Genomic DNA, 19,768 nt, shown 5'->3' with positions numbered 1-19,768 from the left:
GGTCGTTGCCGTGCCGAAGCCGCTCAGCCTCCCCTTCGACCCCATCGCCCGAGCCGACGAGCTCTGGCAGCAGCGCTGGGGCCCCGTGCCCTCGATGGCCGCGATCACCTCGATCATGCGCGCGCACCAGATCCTGCTGGCCGAGGTGGACTCCGTCGTCAAGCCGTACGGGCTGACCTTCGCCCGTTACGAGGCGCTGGTGCTGCTCACCTTCTCCAAGTCGGGCGAGCTGCCGATGTCGAAGATCGGGGAGCGGCTGATGGTGCACCCGACCTCCGTGACCAACACCGTCGACCGCCTGGTCAGGTCCGGTCTGGTCGCCAAGCGGCCCAACCCCAACGACGGCCGGGGCACCCTCGCCTCCATCACGGAGAAGGGCCGCGAGGTGGTCGAGGCGGCGACCCGTGAGCTGATGGAGATGGATTTCGGGCTCGGGGCGTATGACGCCGAGGAGTGCGCGGAGATCTTCGCGCTGCTGCGCCCGCTGAGGGTCGCCGCGAGCGACTTCGACGAGAAGTGAGCCCCCTGGGGGCGTGACGCTGGTCTCCGATCTCCCGGGCGCCGTGACACAGGTCTCCCGACCCCGCGGAAGATCCCCCAAAGCGGGCGGATACCCTCGGCGCCATGAAGAAGAGCGTGCTGACCCGCTACCGGGTGATGGCCTACGTCACTGCCGTCATGCTGCTTGTGCTGTGCACCTGCATGGTGTTCAAGTACGGCTTCGACATGGGTGAGGACGTCACCTTCGCGGTCTCCCAGATCCACGGCATCCTCTACATCATCTATCTGATCTTCGCCTTCGACCTGGGCTCCAAGGCCAAGTGGCCTTTCGGCAAGCTGCTGTGGGTGCTGATCTCGGGCACGATCCCGACGGCCGCCTTCTTCGTGGAGCGCAACGTCGTCCGCGAGGTCGAGCCGCTGATCACGGACGCGGCTCCCGCCCCCGTCAAGGCGTAGCCGAGCGGGCCGCCGGCAGGCGACGAGCGGCCCGCCACCACCGCCGTACACACGTGCGGCGGTCTGCCATCGACATTTACTAGGACGTCCTAGTAAATTCGAAGGCATGGACGCTGACGCCATCGACGAGGGCCGCCGCCGCTGGCAGGCCCGCTATGACACCGCGAAGAAGCGGAACGCCGACTTCACCACGCTTTCAGGTGATCCGGTCGAGCCGGCCTACGGGCCCCGGCCCGGCGACACCTATGACGGCTTCGAGCGGATCGGGTGGCCGGGCGAGTACCCCTTCACACGCGGTCTGTATCCGACCGGTTACCGTGGGCGGACCTGGACCATCCGCCAGTTCGCCGGGTTCGGCAACGCCGAGCAGACCAACGAGCGGTACAAGATGATCCTGGCCGCTGGCGGCGGCGGGCTCAGTGTCGCCTTCGACATGCCCACGCTGATGGGCCGCGACTCCGACGACTCCCGCTCACTCGGCGAGGTCGGCCACTGCGGAGTCGCCATCGACTCCGCAGCCGACATGGAGGTCCTCTTCAAGGACATCCCCCTCGGCGACGTCACGACCTCGATGACGATCAGTGGCCCCGCCGTCCCGGCCTTCTGCATGTACCTCGTCGCCGCCGAGCGTCAGGGTGTCGACCCGGGTGTGCTCAACGGCACGCTCCAGACCGACATCTTCAAGGAGTACATCGCCCAGAAGGAGTGGCTCTTCGAGCCCGAGCCGCATCTGCGCCTGATCGGCGACCTGATGGAGTACTGCGCCCGCGGCATCCCCGCGTACAAGCCGCTCTCCGTCTCCGGCTACCACATCCGCGAGGCGGGCGCCACGGCTGCGCAGGAGCTCGCGTACACCCTCGCGGACGGCTTCGGATACGTCGAGCTCGGCCTCAGCCGGGGCTTGGACGTCGATGTCTTCGCCCCCGGGCTCTCCTTCTTCTTCGACGCGCATCTCGACTTCTTCGAGGAGATCGCGAAATTCCGCGCCGCCCGCCGCATCTGGGCGCGCTGGATGAAGGAGGTCTACGGAGCCAAGACCGACAAGGCGCAGTGGCTGCGCTTCCACACCCAGACCGCCGGTGTCTCGCTGACCGCCCAGCAGCCGTACAACAACGTCGTCCGCACCGCCGTCGAGGCGCTCGCGGCCGTGCTCGGCGGCACCAACTCGCTGCACACCAACGCCCTGGACGAGACCCTCGCACTGCCGTCCGAGCAGGCCGCCGAGATCGCCCTGCGCACCCAGCAGGTGCTGATGGAGGAGACCGGCGTCGCCAACGTCGCCGACCCGCTCGGCGGTGCCTGGTACGTGGAGCAGCTCACCGACCGTATCGAGGCCGACGCCGAGAAGATCTTCGACCAGATCAAGGAGCGCGGACTGCGCGCCCACCCGGACGGCAAGCACCCCATCGGGCCCATCACGTCCGGCATCCTGCGCGGGATCGAGGACGGCTGGTTCACCGGTGAGATCGCCGAGTCCGCCTTCCGCTACCAGCAGTCGCTGGAGAAGGGCGACAAGCGCGTGGTCGGCGTCAACGTCCACCACGGCTCGGTCACCGGCGACCTGGAGATCCTCCGCGTCAGCCACGAGGTCGAGCAGGAGCAGGTCCGCATCCTCGGCGACCGCAAGGCGAAGCGCGACGACGCCCGCGTCAAGCTCGCGCTGGAGGCCATGCTGACCGCCGCCCGCGACGGCTCCAACATGATCGAGCCCATGCTCGACGCGGTGCGCGCCGAGGCCACACTCGGCGAGATCTGCAACGTGCTGCGGGACGAGTGGGGGACGTACACGGAGCCCCCGGGCTTCTGACCCCCTCTGGGATCCCTGGCCCAAAATCCCTGGAGCGACCGGCCATCACGCCTCTACCGTGGCGCGATGGCCGGTCTTCCCATTCCCGTACGCGACATACGCGTCCGCTTCCACTACGTCGGCGGCTGCGGCCCCTTCGCGGACATCACCGCCACCTTCGAGCCACCCGGCGACGCCGGTGAGCCGGACTTCGTGAACCTCGTGCCCGATGAGGACCTTCCGGACGAGTACGTGGCCGCGTACCGGGCGGGCGTGGCGCAGGGACTCGGAGGAGACGTCGATGGTGGCGACGGCATCGTGGCAGACGTGCTGATCACCGCCGGACGGCATCACATCGTGGACTCGTCCGAGTACGGCTTCAAGATCGCCGGTCAGATGGCCGCCCGCGCCGTGCTGATCACCGCCGGGATCCTGCCGCCCGTGGAAGCCCACAAGCTCACCAAGGTGACCTGGCCGGAAAAGTCCCGGCTCATCGGGGAGCGCGGCCCGCTGTCTCCGTGAAAACGGCTGGAGCGACCGGTCATCGCGGCTCTACCGTGGCGCGATGACCGGTCTTCCCGTCCCCGTGCGCGACCTTCGCGTGCACTACCACCGCGTCAACTGCGCCGGCCGCTTCGCCCACTTCACCGCCGACTTCGAGCCGCCTGTGGCGGGCGGGGTGGGGGAGTTCCTCAGCACGGCACCGCAGGAGGAACTGCCCGATGAGTTCGCCGGTCCGCTGTGGACGGGCATCCGGCAGGGCCTCGACGGGGTCAGTGCCCGGGTCACCGTCACCCGGGGCCGCCGGCACCCGGCGGACTCCTGCCGCCACAGCTACCTGATCGCCGGGTACCTGGCTGGCCGGGCCGCGCTGGTCGTCGCCGGTCTGCTGCCGCCCGAACAGGCCCCGCCCGCGCGGGACGTGACCTGGCCAGGACAGCCCGTGCCCTGAGGGCCGTCCCAAGCTCCGCTCACCGGGGACCGCGGTCTGCGGCGTCCGTGAAGGTGAGACGGAACAGCGCGCCGCCGCCCGGGGCGTGCTCCGCCGTCAGCTCGGCGTCGTGCGCCCGTGCGATCTGCCGGGCCATCGCCAGGCCGAGACCCGAACCGGGCAGCGCACGTGCCGACTCCGCCCGGTAGAAGCGGTCGAAGACATAGGGCAGGTCTTCCGGCGCGATCCCCGGACCGTGGTCGCGGACCGTCAGATCGGCTGAGGTCAGGGCCACCTCGACCGCCGCGCCGGGCGGGCTGAACTTGGCCGCGTTGTCCAGCAGATTGGTCAGCAGCCGCGACAGCCGGGCCGGAACGCCCGGCAGGGTCAGGTCCGTCGTCGCCTCATCCGCCCAGAACGTGAACGCGGTCCCCGGCCAGTGGGCCCGTGCCGTGTCCACCGCGTGTGCGGTGAGCTGCCGCAGCCGCACGGACTCCAGCAGCGGATGCGGCTCCTCGTCCCTGGCCAGCTCGATCAGATCGTTCACCAGACCGGTGACCTCACGCAGCTGCCGCGCCAGCGCCCCGGACGCCCGCTCGCGCTGGGCGTCCGTGAGCCGGTCCGCGCGGGCCAGCAGTTCCGCATTGGTACGCAGCGCGGTGAGCGGGGTGCGCAGCTCGTGCGATGCGTCGGCCACCAGCCGGCGCTGGGCACTGACCGACTGCTCCAGCTCGCCCAGCATGGTGTTGAACGTGGCGGCCAGCCGGGTCACCTCGTCCTCGCGCCCCGGAGGGCCCTCGGGCAGCTCGATCCGGTGCCGGGGATCGCGGGTCGCGGCGATACGCTCCGCGGTCGCCGTCAGCCTGGCCACCGGAGCCAGACCCGTACGCGAGACCGCGTAGCCCAGCGCCCCGGCCAGCAGCACCCCGGTGGCCCCCACCAGGGACAGCAGCCAGGCCGCCTGCCGCACCCCTTTCTCCACCGTGTCCGCGCGCAGCGCCACCTGAAGCGCCTTGCCCTTGCCGAACGGCGTGGTGAGCATCCTGGCCGGATGACCGGACAGCGTGAACTCGGAGAAGTACGGTGCGCGCACGCCCGCCGCGACCTCCCGGACCGGTGTGGAGACCGGGAGCACATACGGGGGCGCGGAAGGATCGTCCGCCGGATCGGCCGGGACGACCTGAGCGCAGGCGGGGGCCGAGAGGAAGCGGCACTCGCCCGCCAGGACGTCCGGACCCGAGTCGCGGTTCTGCTGGGTCACCACGGTGGCCGACTGGGTCAGATTCAGATCCAGCTGGTGGTACAGCGCGTAGTCCAGAACGAAGAACGCGGCCGTGCACACCCCGACGGCGACCAGCGCCACCGCGGCCGACGCGGCCAGCGCCAGCCGTGTCCGCACCGGGCGGCGGCGCCGCCAGCGCGCGCCCAGCCTGCGCCCGCCGCTCACGCCGCGTCCAGCCGGTAGCCCACCCCGTGGACCGTGTGGACGAGTCGCGGCTCACCGCCTGCCTCCAGCTTGCGGCGCAGATACCCCACGTACACCGCCAGCGAGTTGGAACCGGGCCCGAAGTCGCGGCCCCACACCAGCTCATGGATCAGCTCACGGGGCAGCACCTGGCCGGGGTGCCTCAGCAGCAGTTCGAGCAGTGCGCACTCGGTGCGGCTGAACTCCAGGGGCCGCCCGCCCCTGCTGCCGGTGCGGGCGACCGGATCCACCACCAGATCGGCGAAGCGCAGCTCGTCGCCTTCCCCGGGTTCCGGGGGCGCCGTGCGGCGGAGCAGCGCTCTCAGCCTGGCCGTCAGCTCGTCGAGGGCGAAGGGCTTCACCAGATAGTCGTCGGCGCCGGCGTCCAGCCCGTCGACGCGCTCGCTCACCGAGTCCAGGGCGGTCAGCACGATCACGGGCGTACGGTCACCGAGTGCCCGCAGGCGCCGGCAGACCGCCAGCCCGTCCAGGACCGGCATCATCACGTCGAGTACCAGGGCGTCCGGCTGCCAGGCGGCCATCTCCGACAGCGCGGCGAGGCCGTCGGCGGCCTCCCGCACCTCGTACCCCTCGACGGTGAGGGCATCCGCGACCGCCGCGCGCACCTCGGGGTCGTCGTCGACCACCAGGATCCTCGCCGCGCCCGCTGTCGCCCCCGCGCCTGTTCCTTCTCCCGGGCCTGCTCCCGCTCCTGCTCCCGCGCCGATGCTCATGCCCGTGCCGCCCAAGTCCGTGCCCATGCCGTAAAGCCTGCCAAACCGAGCTCTTAGAACCCTCTTAAGGCGCTTCGCGACCGTGGCGTCCATGCACACACCACCCACACCACCCGCCTCACACGGATCGGGGCCCGTCCCGCACCGTCCCCTGTCGGTGGTCATCGGCGCGGGCGGCACCGGCGGCCATATCTACCCCGGCCTCGCACTCGCCGACGCGCTGCGGCGCGCCCTGCCCGACGCGGTGATCTCGTTCGTCGGGACCACCCGGGGCCTGGAGGGCGAGCTGATACCGGCCGCCGGGTACCGGCTGCACACCGTCGACATGATCCCCTTCGATCCGTCGCTCGGCGCCCGTCGCTATCTGCTGCCCGCCGCGCTGCTGAAGTCGGGCGCCCAGTGCCGCGCCATCCTGCGGGCGCAGCGGGCGCAGGTCGCCGTCGGCATGGGCGGCTATCCGAGCGCGCCCGTCATCCTCGGGGCCCGGCTGGCCGCGCTGCCCAGCGTGATCCACGAGTCCAACGCGGTGCCCGGCCGGGCCAACCAGTTCGCCGCCCGCCTGACACCGCATCTCGCCGTCGCCTTCGACCACAGCCGCGCCCATCTGGCGGGCGGCGAGAACGCCCTGACCACGGGCATGCCGATCGCCGCGCCGCTGGCAGGGCTTGACCGTCCCGCTCTGCGCGAGCACGCCCGCCGGATGCTGGACGTCCCGGACGGGGCGCGGCTGCTGCTGGTCAACGGCGGCAGCCTCGGCGCCGCACGGCTCACCGACGCCGCCGTCGGGCTCGCACACCGGTGGCGCGAGCGCGCCGACGTCCATCTGCTGATCAAGACGGGACCGGCCGCCCTGGAGGAGACCCGCCGCCGCCTCGGCGACTCGCCCGTCGCCCGGGCCGTCCCGTATCTCGACCGGATGGACCTCGCCTACGCGGCGGCGGACCTGGTGGTCTGCCGGGCCGGCGCGGCGACCGTGGCGGAGCTCGCCAGCACAGGAGTCCCGGCCGTGCTCGTCCCGTACCCGCACGCACCCGGCGACCACCAGACACACAACGCGCGAGTGCTGACCGACGCCGGGGCCGGACTGCTGCTGCCGGACGCCGAGACCACCGCCGAACGCCTCGACGCGCTCACCGCGCCCCTGCTCGCCGACCCGGCACGGCTCGCCGCGATGAGCGGCGCCGCCGACCCAGGCCCCCACGCCCGCGCGGCGGACCTGCTGGCCGCCCGTGTCATCGAACTCGCCTCCCACACCAAGGAGTACGCAGCATGACCAACCCCATCGGCCGCAACAACGGGAACGACCGGAAGAGCGGGAATGACTGGAACAACCGCACCGTCCTCGTCACCGGAGCCGAAGGCTTCATCGGGTCCACCCTCGTGGATCTGCTCGTCGAGCGGGGAGCCGACGTCCGGGCGTTCGTCCACTACAAGCCGTACGCCGAACGCGGCCACCTCGCCCACCGCATCGGCGAGTTGGAGATGATCACGGGGGACGTGCGCGACCCGGGGCGCGTCATGGACGCCGTCGAGGGCTGTGACACCGTCTTCCACCTCGCCGCGCTGATCGGCATCCCCTACAGCTACGACTCACCCGGGGCGTACGTCCAGACGAACGTCAACGGCACCGAGAACATCGCCGAGGCCTGCCGCCGTCACGGGGTCCGGCGTCTGGTGCACACCTCCACCAGCGAGGTCTACGGCACGGCCCTGACCGCGCCGATCTCCGAGGACCATCCGCTCCAGCCGCAGTCGCCCTACTCGGCATCGAAGATCGGCGCGGACATGATGGCCCTCTCGCACTGGCACGCCTTCGAGCTGCCGGTGACGGTGGTGCGGCCCTTCAACACCTACGGCCCACGCCAGTCGGCCCGTGCCGTGATCCCCACGATCCTCGCCCAACTCCACGCGGGGACGACGGAGATCAGGCTGGGCTCGCTCAGCCCGACCCGCGACTTCACCTACGTCACGGACACGGCGCGCGGCTTCCTGGCGGCTGCCGACTGCGACCGGGCGCTCGGGCAGGTAGTCAACCTCGGTACGGGGCAGGAGATCTCGGTCGGTGAGCTGGCGACCCGGCTGATCGCCGCCTCGGGGCGCAGGGCCGAGGTCGTCGTGGACCCGGCGCGGCTGCGCCCGTCCGGCAGCGAGGTGGAGCGGCTGCTCTCGGACAACCGGAGGGCGCGGGAGTGGATGGGCTGGGAGCCCGAAGTCCCTCTGGACGAGGGCCTGAAGCGGACGTCGGAGTGGGTGGCGGAGAACCTGCACCTGTTCGCGGCGGAGCGCTACCAGGTGTGAGCCGGCGACGGGGGCGGCGGAGCCCGGCTCGTGCGGCAGCTCAGTCGGGCCGACCCGCCCCCGCCGGTCCGTCCGGGAGATCGGTCGAGCCGGCCCGCTGCCCGTCCGGGGCTCTGCCGATTCGCCCCGGCCCGCCCAGCAGCTCAGTCGAGCCCGCCCGCCGCCCCGAGCCCGCCCAAAAGCACCGCCGTGAAGCGCCTGACCCAGTCCTCGTCCACCGGTTCGCCGCTCACCAGGGCCCGGTGCACCACCGCCCCCGCGACCACGTCGAAGATCAGGTCCGCGGTGCGGGCCGCGGCTTCCGGGCTGGTCTCCACCGGGAGTTCGCCGCGCGCCTGCGCCCGCTCGCGGCCCGTCAGGACCAGTCGCTTCTGGCGGTCCACGATCGAGACCCGGATGCGCTCGCGCAGCGGTTCGTCGCGGGTCGACTCGGCGACCACCGCCATCATCGCCGTCTTGGCCTCCGGGCGCTGGAGCAGCTGGGCGAACTGCAGCACCACGCCCTCGATGTCCGCGGCCAGCGAGCCCCGATCGGGCAGCTCCAGCTCGTCGAAGAGCACCGCGACCGCGTCCACGACGAGCTCGCTCTTGTTGGCCCAGCGTCGGTAAAGCGTGGTTTTGGCCACCCCGGCGCGCTTCGCCACATCCCCCAGTGTCAGCTTCGACCAGCCGAGCTCGACCAGCGCAGCCCTGGTCGCGTCCAGGATGGCGGCATCCGCCTCGGCGCTGCGGGGGCGACCGGCGCGGATGGTTTTCGGACGGCTGTGGCTGCACATGACCGCGACCATACCGGCCAGTACGCCGATCGCCCGGGGTGCGGTGGCTGCCACGCGCTGTGAGCCACTTCACCGGTGGAATCCACACGCCGCGGTGGTATTGGAGTTACGCTACGACTCGTAGCGAAAACACTGCTGGGTGACGACCACAGGCGCCAGGTGGGGACCGGGCGCCACAGCACGACCGAAGACCGTGATGCCGCCGGTCATATGACTTCAGGCGGGCTTTTCACTCGTGCGCGCGGAGGGGGGAGGATGTAGACATGCAGCAGCCTAGGAACATGTCCATGAGCGGCGTCGTCGACCTCGCCGCGGTGAAGGCGGCCGGTGAGGCCAAGGCCAAGGCGGAGCAGGCCCGTGCCGAGGCCGCCCGTAGTGGCGGCGGCGGTGCCGTGTCTCCCTCCAGCCTCGTGATCGACGTAGACGAGGCGGGTTTTGAGCGCGACGTCCTCCAGCGCTCGACCGAAGTCCCGGTCGTCATCGACTTCTGGGCCGAATGGTGCGAGCCCTGCAAGCAGTTGAGCCCGGTGCTGGAGCGGCTCGCCCGTGAGTACAACGGCCGTTTCGTGCTCGCCAAGATCGATGTCGAAGCCAACCAGCTGCTGATGCAGCAGTTCGGGATCCAGGGGATCCCGGCCGTTTTCGCCGTGGTCGCGGGCCAGGCCCTCCCGCTCTTCCAGGGCCTCGCGCCCGAGCCGCAGATCCGGGGGACCCTCGACCAGCTGGTCGAGGTCGCCGAGCAGCGCTTCGGTCTCACCGGGATCACCGTCGACGCGGAGGCCGAGGACGGCGACGTTCAGGCAGCCCCCGCCGCCCCGGCAGGACCGCACGACGCGGCGCTCGAAGCGGCCGTGCAGGCGCTCGACGCGGGCGATCTGGGCGGTGCGGTGCAGGCGTACAAGAACGTGCTCGCCGACGACCCGGGCAATGTGGAGGCCAAGCTCGGCCTCGCCCAGGCCGAACTGCTGCACCGGGTTCAGAGCATGGACGCCTCCGTCGTACGCAAGCAGGCCGCTGACAAGCCGGACGACGTCGAGGCGCAGATCACCGTGGCCGACCTGGATCTGGTCGGCGGACATGTCGAGGACGCCTTCGGCCGGCTTGTCGACACCGTCAGCCGCACGGCGGGCGCGGACCGCGACACCGTCCGGCTGCATCTGCTGGAGCTGTTCGAGGTGATCGGTCCTGACGACCCGCGGGTGACCGCCGCGCGCACGGCGCTGGCACGGGTGCTGTTCTGACGCACCCGATATCTGCGGCCTCGGCTCCTGCTCCGTAGGGGCGGGGCGTGGTCGCCGATTTGGCGACAGAGTGACAAAGTGCGGTCGCGCTTTACCAAAACTTGGTAAACGCGACCGCTGTTACTCGTAGTAAATCGATCACGATGGTCTGTCCCGTTTTGGGCAACAATTCCCGCACCTTCTGTGGCGGGTGAGGCACCCTGTGTGGCTGGGCGATACCGCCGCGTCGCGGCGTGGTTATCGGCCCGTTACTACCGAGTAACGAACCCCCTTGTGCCTCGGCTTCTAATGCACCACGATCGGCCGCACTCGGTCCATCACCGCACCACTCGGCAGCCAGCCGCGTCAGGCGGTCCTGGGTCCCCACCGGGTCGGTCGGCGGCAGAGGCGTCGACCGCGGACAGGGGGGTTCCTGCCTGAGCGGCGGGGCCTGTCCATTGAGGTTGCGCGAAACGGCGTGGCCAGTGGTTGTCGCTCGGGGGTGATCGCCGGTGAAGCGGACGCGGCTCGCGCCCGTTGACTCGGTGCTCCCCTTCCCGAGGACGTAGCACTTCTCCCATCCCAGGGCGGACCCCCCGGTCCGTACCGGAGATGTACGTCCGTCGAAGGAGGAACAGATATGTCCCAGGTTCGTGGTGGGACCAGATGGAAGCGGTTCGCGGTCGTCATGGTGCCGTCCGTGGCCGCCACGGCTGCGATCGGCGTGGGCCTGGCCCAGGGCGCACTCGCGGCTTCGTTCGCGGTGTCGGGCCAGGAGTTCAAGGTTACGGCTGGGTATCTCAAGGGAACCGGCTTCGCCCAGTACGGCGGCGTCGACATGGGGTACGCGGACCTCAAGGGTGACGAGAAGGTGGCGCACCCGGTCGCGATCTCGTCGTTCCAGAACGCGACGATCGAGGACATGTGCCAGTCGGTCGTCACCGACGTGCCGTTCGTCGGCAAGATCACCCTTCAGCTGAAGGCCGGTGAGGGCGACAAGTCGGTAACGGCCAAGAACCTTTACCTGGATGTCTCCTACCTCAAGGGTGACGCCACATTCACCAACATCGACATCGGTGTTGCGGCCAAGAACACCGGCAACCCCGCGGCGGGTGGCAAGGGTCCCGCCGTCAAGCCGGGCGAGAACATCCTGCCGAACGGCTTCGCGCAGCAGGCTGAAGTCGCAGAGCTGCGGGACGTTCAGCAGAAGGCGTGGGCGACCACTGCCGGCACCTTCACGCTCGGCGGTCTTCAGATGGATCTGAAGAAGGGCTCTGGCGCCGGAGTCGAGTGCTACTGACGGTGAATCCGTCCGGACGGGCGGGCGAGGCCACACGGCTTCACCCGCCCGCCCAACTCTCCACATCGCAACACCAGTTCCAGGGAGCTGTTTTCCATGAGCGTCGCCGAGTCCACGGAACAGAACGAGCACTTCCTTAGCGTCTTCCGCCGGCGGTTCCGCGCATGGCGGGGGCAGCGGCCTTTCTGGGCGGGCCTGCTCACCCTGCTCGGCGGCATACCGATCATCTACTTCCCGTATGCGAGCCTGAAGCTCGGGCACATGACGCTCTCCCTGCAGACGAACGCAGGCTCAGGGGCGCTGATCATCGGCGTGCTGCTGTTCACGCTGGGGTTCACATTGTGGTTCCAGCCCCTGGTCAGGACCTTCGCGGGTATCGCCGCGATTCTGCTGGCGCTTGTCTCCATTCCGCTGGCGAACCTGGGCGGTTTCTTCTTCGGTTTCCTGTTCGCCCTGATCGGCGGAGCCCTCGGTGTCGCATGGGCGCCGGGGAAGCCGGCGGACGAATCGCCCGCCACCGACGGTGAAGTGCCCGACCCAGCCGAGCCGCCGCATGCCTACGCGTCGGACTCGGATCAGGGCCCGGAGCCGTGGGGCCCGCATGGCGAGAAGACGACGCACGCGACCACCATCGATGCAAACGGCGGGAGGAACAGTGCCGGGTGATGTCACACCGCTGAGCACGGCGGGGGGTGACGGGGCAGACGCCAGACGGGGTCCGCGTCATGCGGCCCCGAGGAAGTCGCTGCTGACCAAGCTCCAGATGCCCGCCGGTAAGGCGATGGCCCTGGCCGCCATGCCCACCGCTGTCTTCGTGGGGATGAGCCTGGCTCCCAGGCTCGCCCTCGCCGACGACAAGGACATACCCTTCGCGCCGGGACCGTGCGTTACGCGCTCCGACGAGCCATCCGAGTCGGAGTCACCGTCCCCGTCGGACTCGGCGAAGCCGTCCGACGAGGCGTCGGACGAGTCCTCGGACAAGAAGTCGGACGAGCCTTCGGCGAAGCCCTCCGGCAGTGCCTCCGATGCCGCGGACGACTCGGGTCAGACACGGGACGAGCCGAAGCCGGCCGAGTCCCCGTCGGCCTCCGAGTCGGCGGCCGAGGGTGACAGCGCGTCGAAGCCCGCTGAGGACGCTGAAGACTCCGAGTCGGGTGAGTCCAAGAGCCTGCTCGACCCGCTGGGCCTCGGCGACAAGATCAAGGATCTGTTCGACGGCTCTGACGGTTCCGACGACGAGGAATCGGCGGCCGAACCGGCCGCGAGCGAGTCGGCGAAGCCCACCGACGAGCCGTCGGACGAGCCCACCGCGGACCAGTCCGAGTCGGAGAGCACGTCCGACGACGAGGACCCGGCGCGCGACGAGGCCGACGAGCCCGACAAGACCGATGAAGGCGACAAGGCTGACGAGACCGAAAAGGTCACGGACAAGACCAAGGACGCCATCAAGGACGCGGCTGAGAAGGCCGGCGCCCAGGTCGAGGAGCTCGACGACAAGGTCAAGGGCACGGACCCGGTAAAGGACGAGGACATCCCGGAGGGCGCCAAGCCGCGCTTCCCGTGTCCGACCGCCGACCCGGAGGCCCTCGCGGCCGCCGAGGTGGAGCCGGGCATCCCCTCGCTCCCGGACGAGCCCTGGGTGCTGGAGAGCTCCCTGCTCACGCTGACGGGCCTGGACTACGAGGGCATCGTCGAGGTGAAGACCGGTAGCGGCAAGATCAAGAAGGCGCTGAAGTTCACCGCGTCGGGCGTCGACATCAAGGACCTGCACCAGACCGTGGTCGGTCCGAACGGCACCACGATGCACGTCGAGGCGAGCAAGGGCTCTACATCGAAGATCCGCAACGGCAAGGTGACGATGTACACGGAGGAGCTGAAGGGCAACCTCTTCGGCCTGATCCCCGTGACTTTCAGCCCCGAGACCCCGCCGCCCCTGAACGTCCCGTTCGCCTTCTTCACCAACGTGAAGGTGACCCAGGCGGCCCAGTTCGGCGGCACGCTGACCGTCCCCGGTCTGCACAACTACTTCACCGGCGGCAACGCCGGCTGAGCCCTCCGGGAGCCGCATAGAGCCGTGGGCCGCACTCCTGCGAAGGGGTGCGGCCCACAGTTCTTCATGTCACGAGTGGCGTCAGCGCAGTGCCTCACGGGCCGTGTGCCGGATCCGCTTCGTCCTGCCGTGGTCGGCGAGCGAACGTAGCAGGTCAGCGTCCTGGGCTGCGCTGGCAACGCGCAGCTGCAGCCAGTCGGTCCAGCCCTCGATCATGCCGATGGCTCCGCCTGCGGCGAACTCACCGGACTGGACGGCCTCCAGTACTCCGAGCTCCCGCGCGCGGCGTTCACTGAAGGAGCGAACCGAGGGGGCAAGAGCCTGGACCCACGCGTCTCGCTCCAACGGCGAAACCCGCTCAAGGACTTCCCCTACAACTCCAGAAGCCAGACTGCCGTCCGGCTCTATTGAGACAGCCTTCAGTAGGAGGGGTAGTGCCCCGTCGGAGCGAAGGGCTGCGCGGTAGAGGTCCCAGCGCGCATGCCCGTCTTCAGGTTTGGGTGTAGTCGGCCTGTCCAGGTACTTCTCCAAATTTCGGAGAAGGGCCAGCAGCTCAGGGGAAGGCTCAGCATCCACCATCGGCCTTGTGCCTCTCCATAGCGACTCGCAGATTCTCCCTGATGCTACGGATGTTGCTGTCGACAACAGCCCTCTGGAGACGTGACAACTCCGGCTCGTTCTTCAGCGGCTTGCCATTCTGGCCAATCCGGACCTCAGGGCCCTTGCCCTTGACATCTGCGTGAGCCGACGCGTGATCGGTGGAGTAGATCTGGATGGTGACGCCATCCTGGTTCACGATGCTGCCTACACCCGGGTAGTCGGAGGAGGAAGCCGAGCGTGTCGTAGTGCCACGACCGAACGCGACGGCGCTCATCCGAACCGCCGAAGGCTTCGGTTTCACCGGGCAGGAGGGTGACTTGCCCTCCTTGGCTTCCTTGATGATCTTCCGGAAGTGGTCTTGATGTCACCCGCAAAACTTCATGTCTGGCAGATTCAGGGCGTTATTGCTTTGTGAGTGCCCGAAGGTGCAGGTCGCGCCATCCGTGGCGTCCGCCTCACGCCGATCCGTCGGGAACGGCGAAGGCGGCGCCCCGGTCCGCACAAGTGGACCGGGGCGCCGCCTCTTTTGCTGCGAGGCTGCCGTCAGTGGTGCTTCTCGCCGCCCAGGTGGTGGACCCGCACCATGTTGGTGGTGCCGGGGACGCCGGGAGGGGATCCAGCGGTGATGATCATGGTGTCGCCCTGGTTGAAGCGCTTCAGCTTCAGCAGGGCCGCGTCCACCAGGTCCACCATCGCGTCGGTGGTCTCGACGAACGGGGCGATGAAGGGTTCCACGCCCCAGCTCAGGGTGAGCTGGTTGCGGGTGTTCTCGTCCGTCGTGAAGGCGAGGATCGCCTGCTCCGCGCGGTAGCGGGACAGGCGGCGGGCGGTGTCGCCGGACTGGGTGAAGGCGACCAGGGCGCGGCCGCCGAGGAAGTCGGCGATCTCGCAGGCGGCGCGGGCCACCGAACCGCCCTGGGTGCGGGGCTTCTTGCCGGGGACCAGGGGCTGGAGGCCCTTGGAGAGGAGCTCCTCCTCGGCGGCGGTGACGATCTTGGACATCGTCTTGACCGTCTCGATCGGGTACGCGCCCACGCTGGACTCCGCGGAGAGCATCACGGCGTCCGTGCCGTCCAGGATCGCGTTGGCGACGTCGGACGCCTCGGCGCGGGTCGGACGGGAGTTGGTGATCATCGATTCCATCATCTGGGTCGCCACGATCACCGGCTTGGCGTTGCGGCGGCACAGCTCGATGAGCCGCTTCTGCACCATCGGGACCCGTTCGAGCGGGTACTCGACGGCCAGGTCGCCGCGGGCCACCATCACGCCGTCGAAGGCCATGACGACGGCGTCCATGTTCTCGACGGCCTGCGGCTTCTCCACCTTGGCGATGACCGGGACCCGGCGGCCCTCGTCGTCCATCACCTTGTGGACGTCCTTGACGTCGCTGGCGTCCCGTACGAAGGACAGTGCCACGAGGTCGCAGCCCATCCGCAGGGCGAAGCGGAGATCCTCGACGTCCTTGTCGGACAGGGCCGGGACGTTGACCGCGGCACCGGGAAGGTTGATGCCCTTGTGGTCGGAGATGACACCGCCCTCGACCACGATCGTCTTCACCCGGGGGCCTTCGACCTCGACCACCCGCAGCTCGACGTTTCCGTCGTTGATCAGGACCTGGTCGCCCTTGGAGACGTCTCCGGGCAGGCCCTTGTACGTGGTGCCACAGATGGACTTGTCACCGGGGACGTCCTCGGTGGTGATGGTGAACTCGTCACCGCGGACCAGCTCGACCGGTCCCTCGGCGAAGGTCTCGAGGCGGATCTTGGGGCCCTGGAGGTCGGCGAGCACACCGACGGGGCGGCCGGTCTCGGCCGCCGCCCTGCGGAGGCGGTCGTACCGCTCCTGGTGCTCTGCCTGGGTCCCGTGGCTCATGTTGAAACGGGCCACGTTCATGCCGGCCTCGATGAGCGCTTTCAGCTGCTCGTAGGAGTCGACGGCGGGGCCCAGTGTGCAGACGATTTTGGAACGGCGCATAAGGCGATCCTATCGGTTTGTTTCTAGCCGGAATATTCCGTCTGGTGAAAAGTACAAATGGGCGCTCTGCCGCTCAGGCGTGAAACTCTCCAGTAGGTGTGTTCCCGATAGTCGTGTTCCCGATCAGCGCGAAGGTCTGCCGGGCGATTTCCAGCTCCTCGTCCGTCGGCACCACGGCGACCGCGACCCGTGCGTGGGCCGGCGAGACGAGCCGCGGCTCACCCGACCGTACGGCGTTGAGCTCCGCGTCCAGCACGAGCCCCAGCTCCTCCAGACCGGCGATGGCAGCCTCCCGTACCTCGGCCGCGTTCTCACCGACCCCCGCCGTGAACACCACCGCGTCCACCCGGCCGAGTACCGCGTAATAGGCGCCGATGTACTTCCGCAGCCGGTGGACGTAGATCTCGAAGGCGAGCAGCGCGGCGCGGTCGCCCTCGCCGATCCGGCGGCGGATCTCCCGCATGTCGTTGTCGCCGCACAGCCCGATCAGACCGCTCCGCTTGTTGAGCAGGGCGTCGATCTCGTCCAGGGACATTTCGGCCACCCGGCCCAGGTGGAAGATCACGGCCGGGTCGAGATCACCCGAGCGGGTGCCCATGACCAGCCCCTCCAGCGGGGTCAGCCCCATCGAGGTGTCCACGCAACGACCGCCCGCGACCGCCGAGGCCGAAGCGCCGTTGCCCAGGTGCAGCACGATGACGTTGACGTCTTCGGGTGACCTGCCGAGCAGCTCGGCGGCCCGGCGTGAGACATAGGCGTGCGAGGTGCCGTGGAAGCCGTAGCGCCGGATCCGGTACGTGTCCGCGGTTCCGGTGTCGATCGCGTACCGCGCCGCGTGCTCCGGCATCGTCGTGTGGAAGGCGGTGTCGAACACCGCGACCTGCGGCAGATCCGGGCGCAGCGCCCGGGCGGTGCGGATACCGGTGATGTTCGCCGGGTTGTGCAGCGGTGCCACGGGGACGAGGCGCTCGATCTCCGCCAGCACCTCGTCGTCCACCACGGTGGGCGCGGTGAACCGCTGGCCGCCGTGCACCACCCGGTGGCCGATGGCGGCGAGTTCGGGGGAGTCCAGGCCCAGGCCGTCCTGTGCCAGCTCCTCGCCCATGGCCTTCAGCGCCGCGCCGTGGTCAGGGACGGGGTCGGTACGCTCGCGCGTCCCTGCGTTCGGGCCCGCGGGCGCGGTGTGGACCAGCCGGGAGGTCTGCTCCCCGATGCGCTCGACCAGACCGACGGCGAGACGGGTGCCGTCGCGCATGTCCAGCAGCTGGTACTTGACCGAGGAGGAGCCGGAGTTCAGCACCAGGACGCGGGTCGCGGCAGGCGTCGTGGAGGCGGTGGAGGCGGCAGTGGCGGTCATGCGGGCAGCTCCTGGGCCTGGGACTGGATCGCGGTGATCGCGACCGTGTTGACGATGTCGCTGACCAGAGCGCCCCGCGAGAGGTCGTTGACCGGCTTGCGCAGCCCCTGGAGCACCGGTCCGACGGCTACGGCCCCGGCCGAACGCTGCACCGCCTTGTACGTGTTGTTGCCGGTGTTGAGGTCGGGGAACACCAGCACCGTCGCCTGGCCCGCCACTTCGGACCCGGGCAGTTTCGTCGCGGCGACGGACGGCGCCACCGCCGCGTCGTACTGGATGGGACCCTCGATCTTCAGCTCCGGGTGGCGCTCGCGCACCAGCTTCGTCGCCTCGCGCACCTTGTCCACGTCGGCGCCCGAGCCCGAGCTGCCGGTGGAGTACGACAGCATCGCGATCCGCGGCTCCACGCCGAAGCGCGCGGCGGTGGCCGCCGACTGCACGGCGATGTCGGCGAGCTGCTCGGCGTCCGGGTCCGGGTTGACCGCGCAGTCCCCGTACACCAGCACCCTGTCGGCGAGGCACATGAAGAACACCGAGGACACGATCCCGGCGCCCGGCCTGGTCTTGATGATCTCGAAGGCGGGACGGATCGTCGCCGCCGTGGAGTGCACCGACCCGGAGACCATGCCGTCGGCCAGGCCCTCCTGGACCATCAGGGTGCCGAAGTAGTTGACGTCCGCCACGACGTCGTGCGCCAGCTCCACGGACACACCGCGGTGGGCGCGCAGCTGTGCGTAGCGCTCGGCGAAGCGCTCCCGCAGCTCGGAGTGCACCGGATCGATGATCTGCACATCGCCGAGGTCGATACCGAGGTCGGCGGCCTTCTTGCGGATCGCCTCGGCGTCACCGAGCAGGGTCAGATCGCAGACGTTGCGGCGCTGCAGGACGTCGGCGGCGCGCAGCACGCGCTCCTCGGTGCCCTCGGGCAGCACGACCCGGCGCCGGCTGGCGCGGGCCTGCTCCAGCAGATCGTGCTCGAACATCATCGGGGTGAGCCGCCCGGTGCGCGCGACCTCGACCCGGGCGAGCAGGCCGGCCGTGTCGACATGGCGCTCGAAGAGCCCGATCGCGGTCTCCGCCTTGCGGGGTGTTGCCGCGCTCAACCTCCCCTCCATCGCGACGAGTTCCGCGGCGGTGGGGAAGGAGCCGCCGGGTACCGAGATCACCGGGGTGCCGGGTGCGAGCCGGGAGGCCAGGGTGAGGATCGAGTCGGCGGGCCGCTCGTCGAGGGTGAGCAGCAGACCCGCGATGGGCGGGGTGCCCGCGGAGTGCGCGGCGAGCGCCCCGACCACCAGGTCCGCGCGGTCACCCGGGGTGACGACCATGCAGCCGGGCGTCAGGGCCTTCAGCAGGTTCGGCAGCATCGCGCCGCCGAAGACGAAGCCGAGTGCGTCCCGGGCGAGCCCCGAGTCGTCCCCGAGCAGCACCTTCGCCCCCAGGGCCTGGGTGACCTGGGCGACCGTGGGCGCGGCCAGCGCCGGTTCGTCGGGAATCACGTAGCACGGGACGGGTACGCGGGCGGCCAGCCGCTCGGCGATCGCCTCGCGGTCCTGCGGCGCCACCCGGTTCGCGACCATCGCGAGGAGGTCGCAGCCCAGGACCTCGTAGGCGCGGTGGGCGTTGCGGGTCTCCGCGCGTACGGACTCCGCTGTCTGGCCCTTGCCGCCCACCACGGCGATGACGGACGCGCCGAACTCGTTGGCCAGCCTGGCGTTCAGCGCGAGCTCGTCGGGGAGTTGGGTCTCGTGGAAGTCCGTGCCGAGCACGAGCACCACCTCGTAGTCCCGCGCCACCGCGAGGAACCGCTCCACGAGCTGGGACACCAGCTCGTCGGTGCCTTTCTCGGCCTGGAGAGCGGCGGCCTCGTCGTAGGTCATGCCGTACACGGACGCCGGATCCTGGGAGAGCCGGTAGCGGACGCGCAGGAGGTCGAACAGCCGGTCGGGCCCGTCGTGCATCAGGGGGCGGAACACGCCCACGCGGTCCACCTGCCGGGTCAGGAGCTCCATCACCCCCAGCTCCACCACCTGCCGGCCGTCGCCGCGGTCGATCCCGGTCACGTACACGCTGCGCGCCACGCGTGATCTCCTGTTCCTGCTTCGAGTGCGGTGTGTCGTCCTGGGCGTGTGCCACCGGCAATCTGACGTGCGGGAATACCCCCGATAGGGTGGCATTGCCCTCTTGACAGTACCCCCGGGCGTGGGTAGAGCGCCCGCCGCATGCCACTGGAGTGCGCAGGCGGCCCGGCGTGGAAGAATCGACAGTGGCGCTCTATGCACGAGTGATGCTGCATGCACCCGCGATCGGAAGATCGGGAGAG

General features: G+C 69.8%; 18 protein-coding genes. 11 read left to right on the top strand and 7 right to left on the bottom strand.

Annotation, left to right across the window (positions count from 1 at the left end):
• The first annotated feature begins 10 nt into the window (after positions 1-10).
• The 5 genes from ACFV6V_RS08030 (at position 11) to ACFV6V_RS08010 (ending at position 3,695) form a co-directional block, all read left to right on the top strand.
• On the top strand, positions 11-520 hold the full coding sequence (locus tag ACFV6V_RS08030; protein WP_385560762.1) for a MarR family winged helix-turn-helix transcriptional regulator: 510 nt from the start codon (positions 11-13) through the stop codon (positions 518-520).
• A 104-nt stretch (positions 521-624) separates the two neighbouring features.
• Positions 625-957 (top strand): DUF3817 domain-containing protein, encoded by a 333-nt coding sequence (locus ACFV6V_RS08025; RefSeq protein WP_385560759.1) that lies wholly within the window; start codon positions 625-627, stop codon positions 955-957.
• 106 nt (positions 958-1,063) lie between these two features.
• Positions 1,064-2,764: a methylmalonyl-CoA mutase gene (locus ACFV6V_RS08020; protein WP_385560756.1), complete on the top strand. Its 1,701-nt coding sequence runs from the start codon at positions 1,064-1,066 to the stop codon at positions 2,762-2,764.
• Positions 2,765-2,830: 66 nt separating this feature from the next.
• Entirely contained in the window at positions 2,831-3,265 is a 435-nt protein-coding gene (locus ACFV6V_RS08015) for a hypothetical protein (RefSeq protein ID WP_385560753.1), read from the top strand.
• A 43-nt stretch (positions 3,266-3,308) separates the two neighbouring features.
• Positions 3,309-3,695, top strand: a complete 387-nt coding sequence (locus ACFV6V_RS08010; RefSeq protein WP_385560750.1) for a hypothetical protein — start codon at positions 3,309-3,311, stop codon at positions 3,693-3,695.
• 19 nt (positions 3,696-3,714) lie between these two features.
• On the opposite strand, the gene ACFV6V_RS08005 is transcribed toward ACFV6V_RS08010, so the two are convergent.
• Together ACFV6V_RS08005 and ACFV6V_RS08000 are read right to left on the bottom strand one after the other, a co-directional pair.
• A complete protein-coding gene (locus tag ACFV6V_RS08005) occupies positions 3,715-5,121 on the bottom strand; it encodes a sensor histidine kinase (RefSeq protein ID WP_385560747.1) in 1,407 nt (468 codons plus the stop codon).
• Positions 5,118-5,900, bottom strand: a complete 783-nt coding sequence (locus ACFV6V_RS08000) for a response regulator transcription factor (protein WP_385560744.1) — start codon at positions 5,898-5,900, stop codon at positions 5,118-5,120. The genes ACFV6V_RS08005 and ACFV6V_RS08000 overlap by 4 nt, the downstream gene beginning before the upstream one ends.
• A gap of 64 nt (positions 5,901-5,964) precedes the next feature.
• On the opposite strand from ACFV6V_RS08000, the gene ACFV6V_RS07995 reads away from it, so the two are divergent.
• Both ACFV6V_RS07995 and ACFV6V_RS07990 read left to right on the top strand, forming a co-directional pair.
• Positions 5,965-7,146: a glycosyltransferase gene (locus ACFV6V_RS07995; protein ID WP_385560741.1), complete on the top strand. Its 1,182-nt coding sequence runs from the start codon at positions 5,965-5,967 to the stop codon at positions 7,144-7,146.
• On the top strand, positions 7,143-8,171 hold the full coding sequence (locus ACFV6V_RS07990; protein WP_385560738.1) for a GDP-mannose 4,6-dehydratase: 1,029 nt from the start codon (positions 7,143-7,145) through the stop codon (positions 8,169-8,171). The genes ACFV6V_RS07995 and ACFV6V_RS07990 overlap by 4 nt, the downstream gene beginning before the upstream one ends.
• Positions 8,172-8,314: 143 nt before the next feature.
• On the opposite strand, the gene ACFV6V_RS07985 is transcribed toward ACFV6V_RS07990, so the two are convergent.
• Positions 8,315-8,947: a TetR/AcrR family transcriptional regulator gene (locus tag ACFV6V_RS07985; RefSeq protein WP_385561041.1), complete on the bottom strand. Its 633-nt coding sequence runs from the start codon at positions 8,945-8,947 to the stop codon at positions 8,315-8,317.
• Between the two features lie 263 nt (positions 8,948-9,210).
• Between ACFV6V_RS07985 and ACFV6V_RS07980 the strand changes: the two genes are divergently transcribed.
• The 4 genes from ACFV6V_RS07980 to ACFV6V_RS07965 all read left to right on the top strand — a co-directional run bounded on the left by ACFV6V_RS07980 (position 9,211) and on the right by ACFV6V_RS07965 (position 13,517).
• Positions 9,211-10,188 (top strand): tetratricopeptide repeat protein, encoded by a 978-nt coding sequence (locus tag ACFV6V_RS07980; RefSeq protein WP_385560735.1) that lies wholly within the window; start codon positions 9,211-9,213, stop codon positions 10,186-10,188.
• A gap of 619 nt (positions 10,189-10,807) precedes the next feature.
• The gene (locus tag ACFV6V_RS07975; RefSeq protein WP_385560732.1) at positions 10,808-11,467 is read left to right on the top strand and encodes a DUF6230 family protein; all 660 of its coding nucleotides are present in this window, start codon (positions 10,808-10,810) and stop codon (positions 11,465-11,467) included.
• A gap of 96 nt (positions 11,468-11,563) precedes the next feature.
• On the top strand, positions 11,564-12,133 hold the full coding sequence (locus ACFV6V_RS07970; RefSeq protein WP_385560729.1) for a DUF6114 domain-containing protein: 570 nt from the start codon (positions 11,564-11,566) through the stop codon (positions 12,131-12,133).
• Entirely contained in the window at positions 12,102-13,517 is a 1,416-nt protein-coding gene (locus tag ACFV6V_RS07965) for a hypothetical protein (protein WP_385560727.1), read from the top strand. The genes ACFV6V_RS07970 and ACFV6V_RS07965 overlap by 32 nt, the downstream gene beginning before the upstream one ends.
• An 81-nt stretch (positions 13,518-13,598) precedes the next feature.
• On the opposite strand, the gene ACFV6V_RS07960 is transcribed toward ACFV6V_RS07965, so the two are convergent.
• The 4 genes from ACFV6V_RS07960 to pta all read right to left on the bottom strand — a co-directional run bounded on the left by ACFV6V_RS07960 (position 13,599) and on the right by pta (position 19,526).
• Complete coding sequence (locus ACFV6V_RS07960) at positions 13,599-13,862, bottom strand: hypothetical protein (protein WP_385560724.1); 264 nt, start codon at positions 13,860-13,862, stop codon at positions 13,599-13,601.
• Positions 13,863-14,660: 798 nt separating this feature from the next.
• Positions 14,661-16,091, bottom strand: coding sequence for a pyruvate kinase (pyk, locus tag ACFV6V_RS07955; RefSeq protein WP_385560721.1), 1,431 nt, complete (start codon positions 16,089-16,091; stop codon positions 14,661-14,663).
• A 73-nt stretch (positions 16,092-16,164) separates the two neighbouring features.
• Positions 16,165-17,448: an acetate kinase gene (locus tag ACFV6V_RS07950; RefSeq protein WP_385560718.1), complete on the bottom strand. Its 1,284-nt coding sequence runs from the start codon at positions 17,446-17,448 to the stop codon at positions 16,165-16,167.
• The gene (pta, locus tag ACFV6V_RS07945; RefSeq protein WP_385560715.1) at positions 17,445-19,526 is read right to left on the bottom strand and encodes a phosphate acetyltransferase; all 2,082 of its coding nucleotides are present in this window, start codon (positions 19,524-19,526) and stop codon (positions 17,445-17,447) included. The genes ACFV6V_RS07950 and pta overlap by 4 nt, the downstream gene beginning before the upstream one ends.
• Between the last annotated feature and the right edge of the window lie 242 nt (positions 19,527-19,768).

It is taken from the genome of Streptomyces sp. NPDC059828 (genome assembly GCF_042731955.1).
Classification (GTDB): domain Bacteria; phylum Actinomycetota; class Actinomycetes; order Streptomycetales; family Streptomycetaceae; genus Streptomyces.
This window is presented reverse-complemented; position numbering and strand designations above follow the sequence as displayed.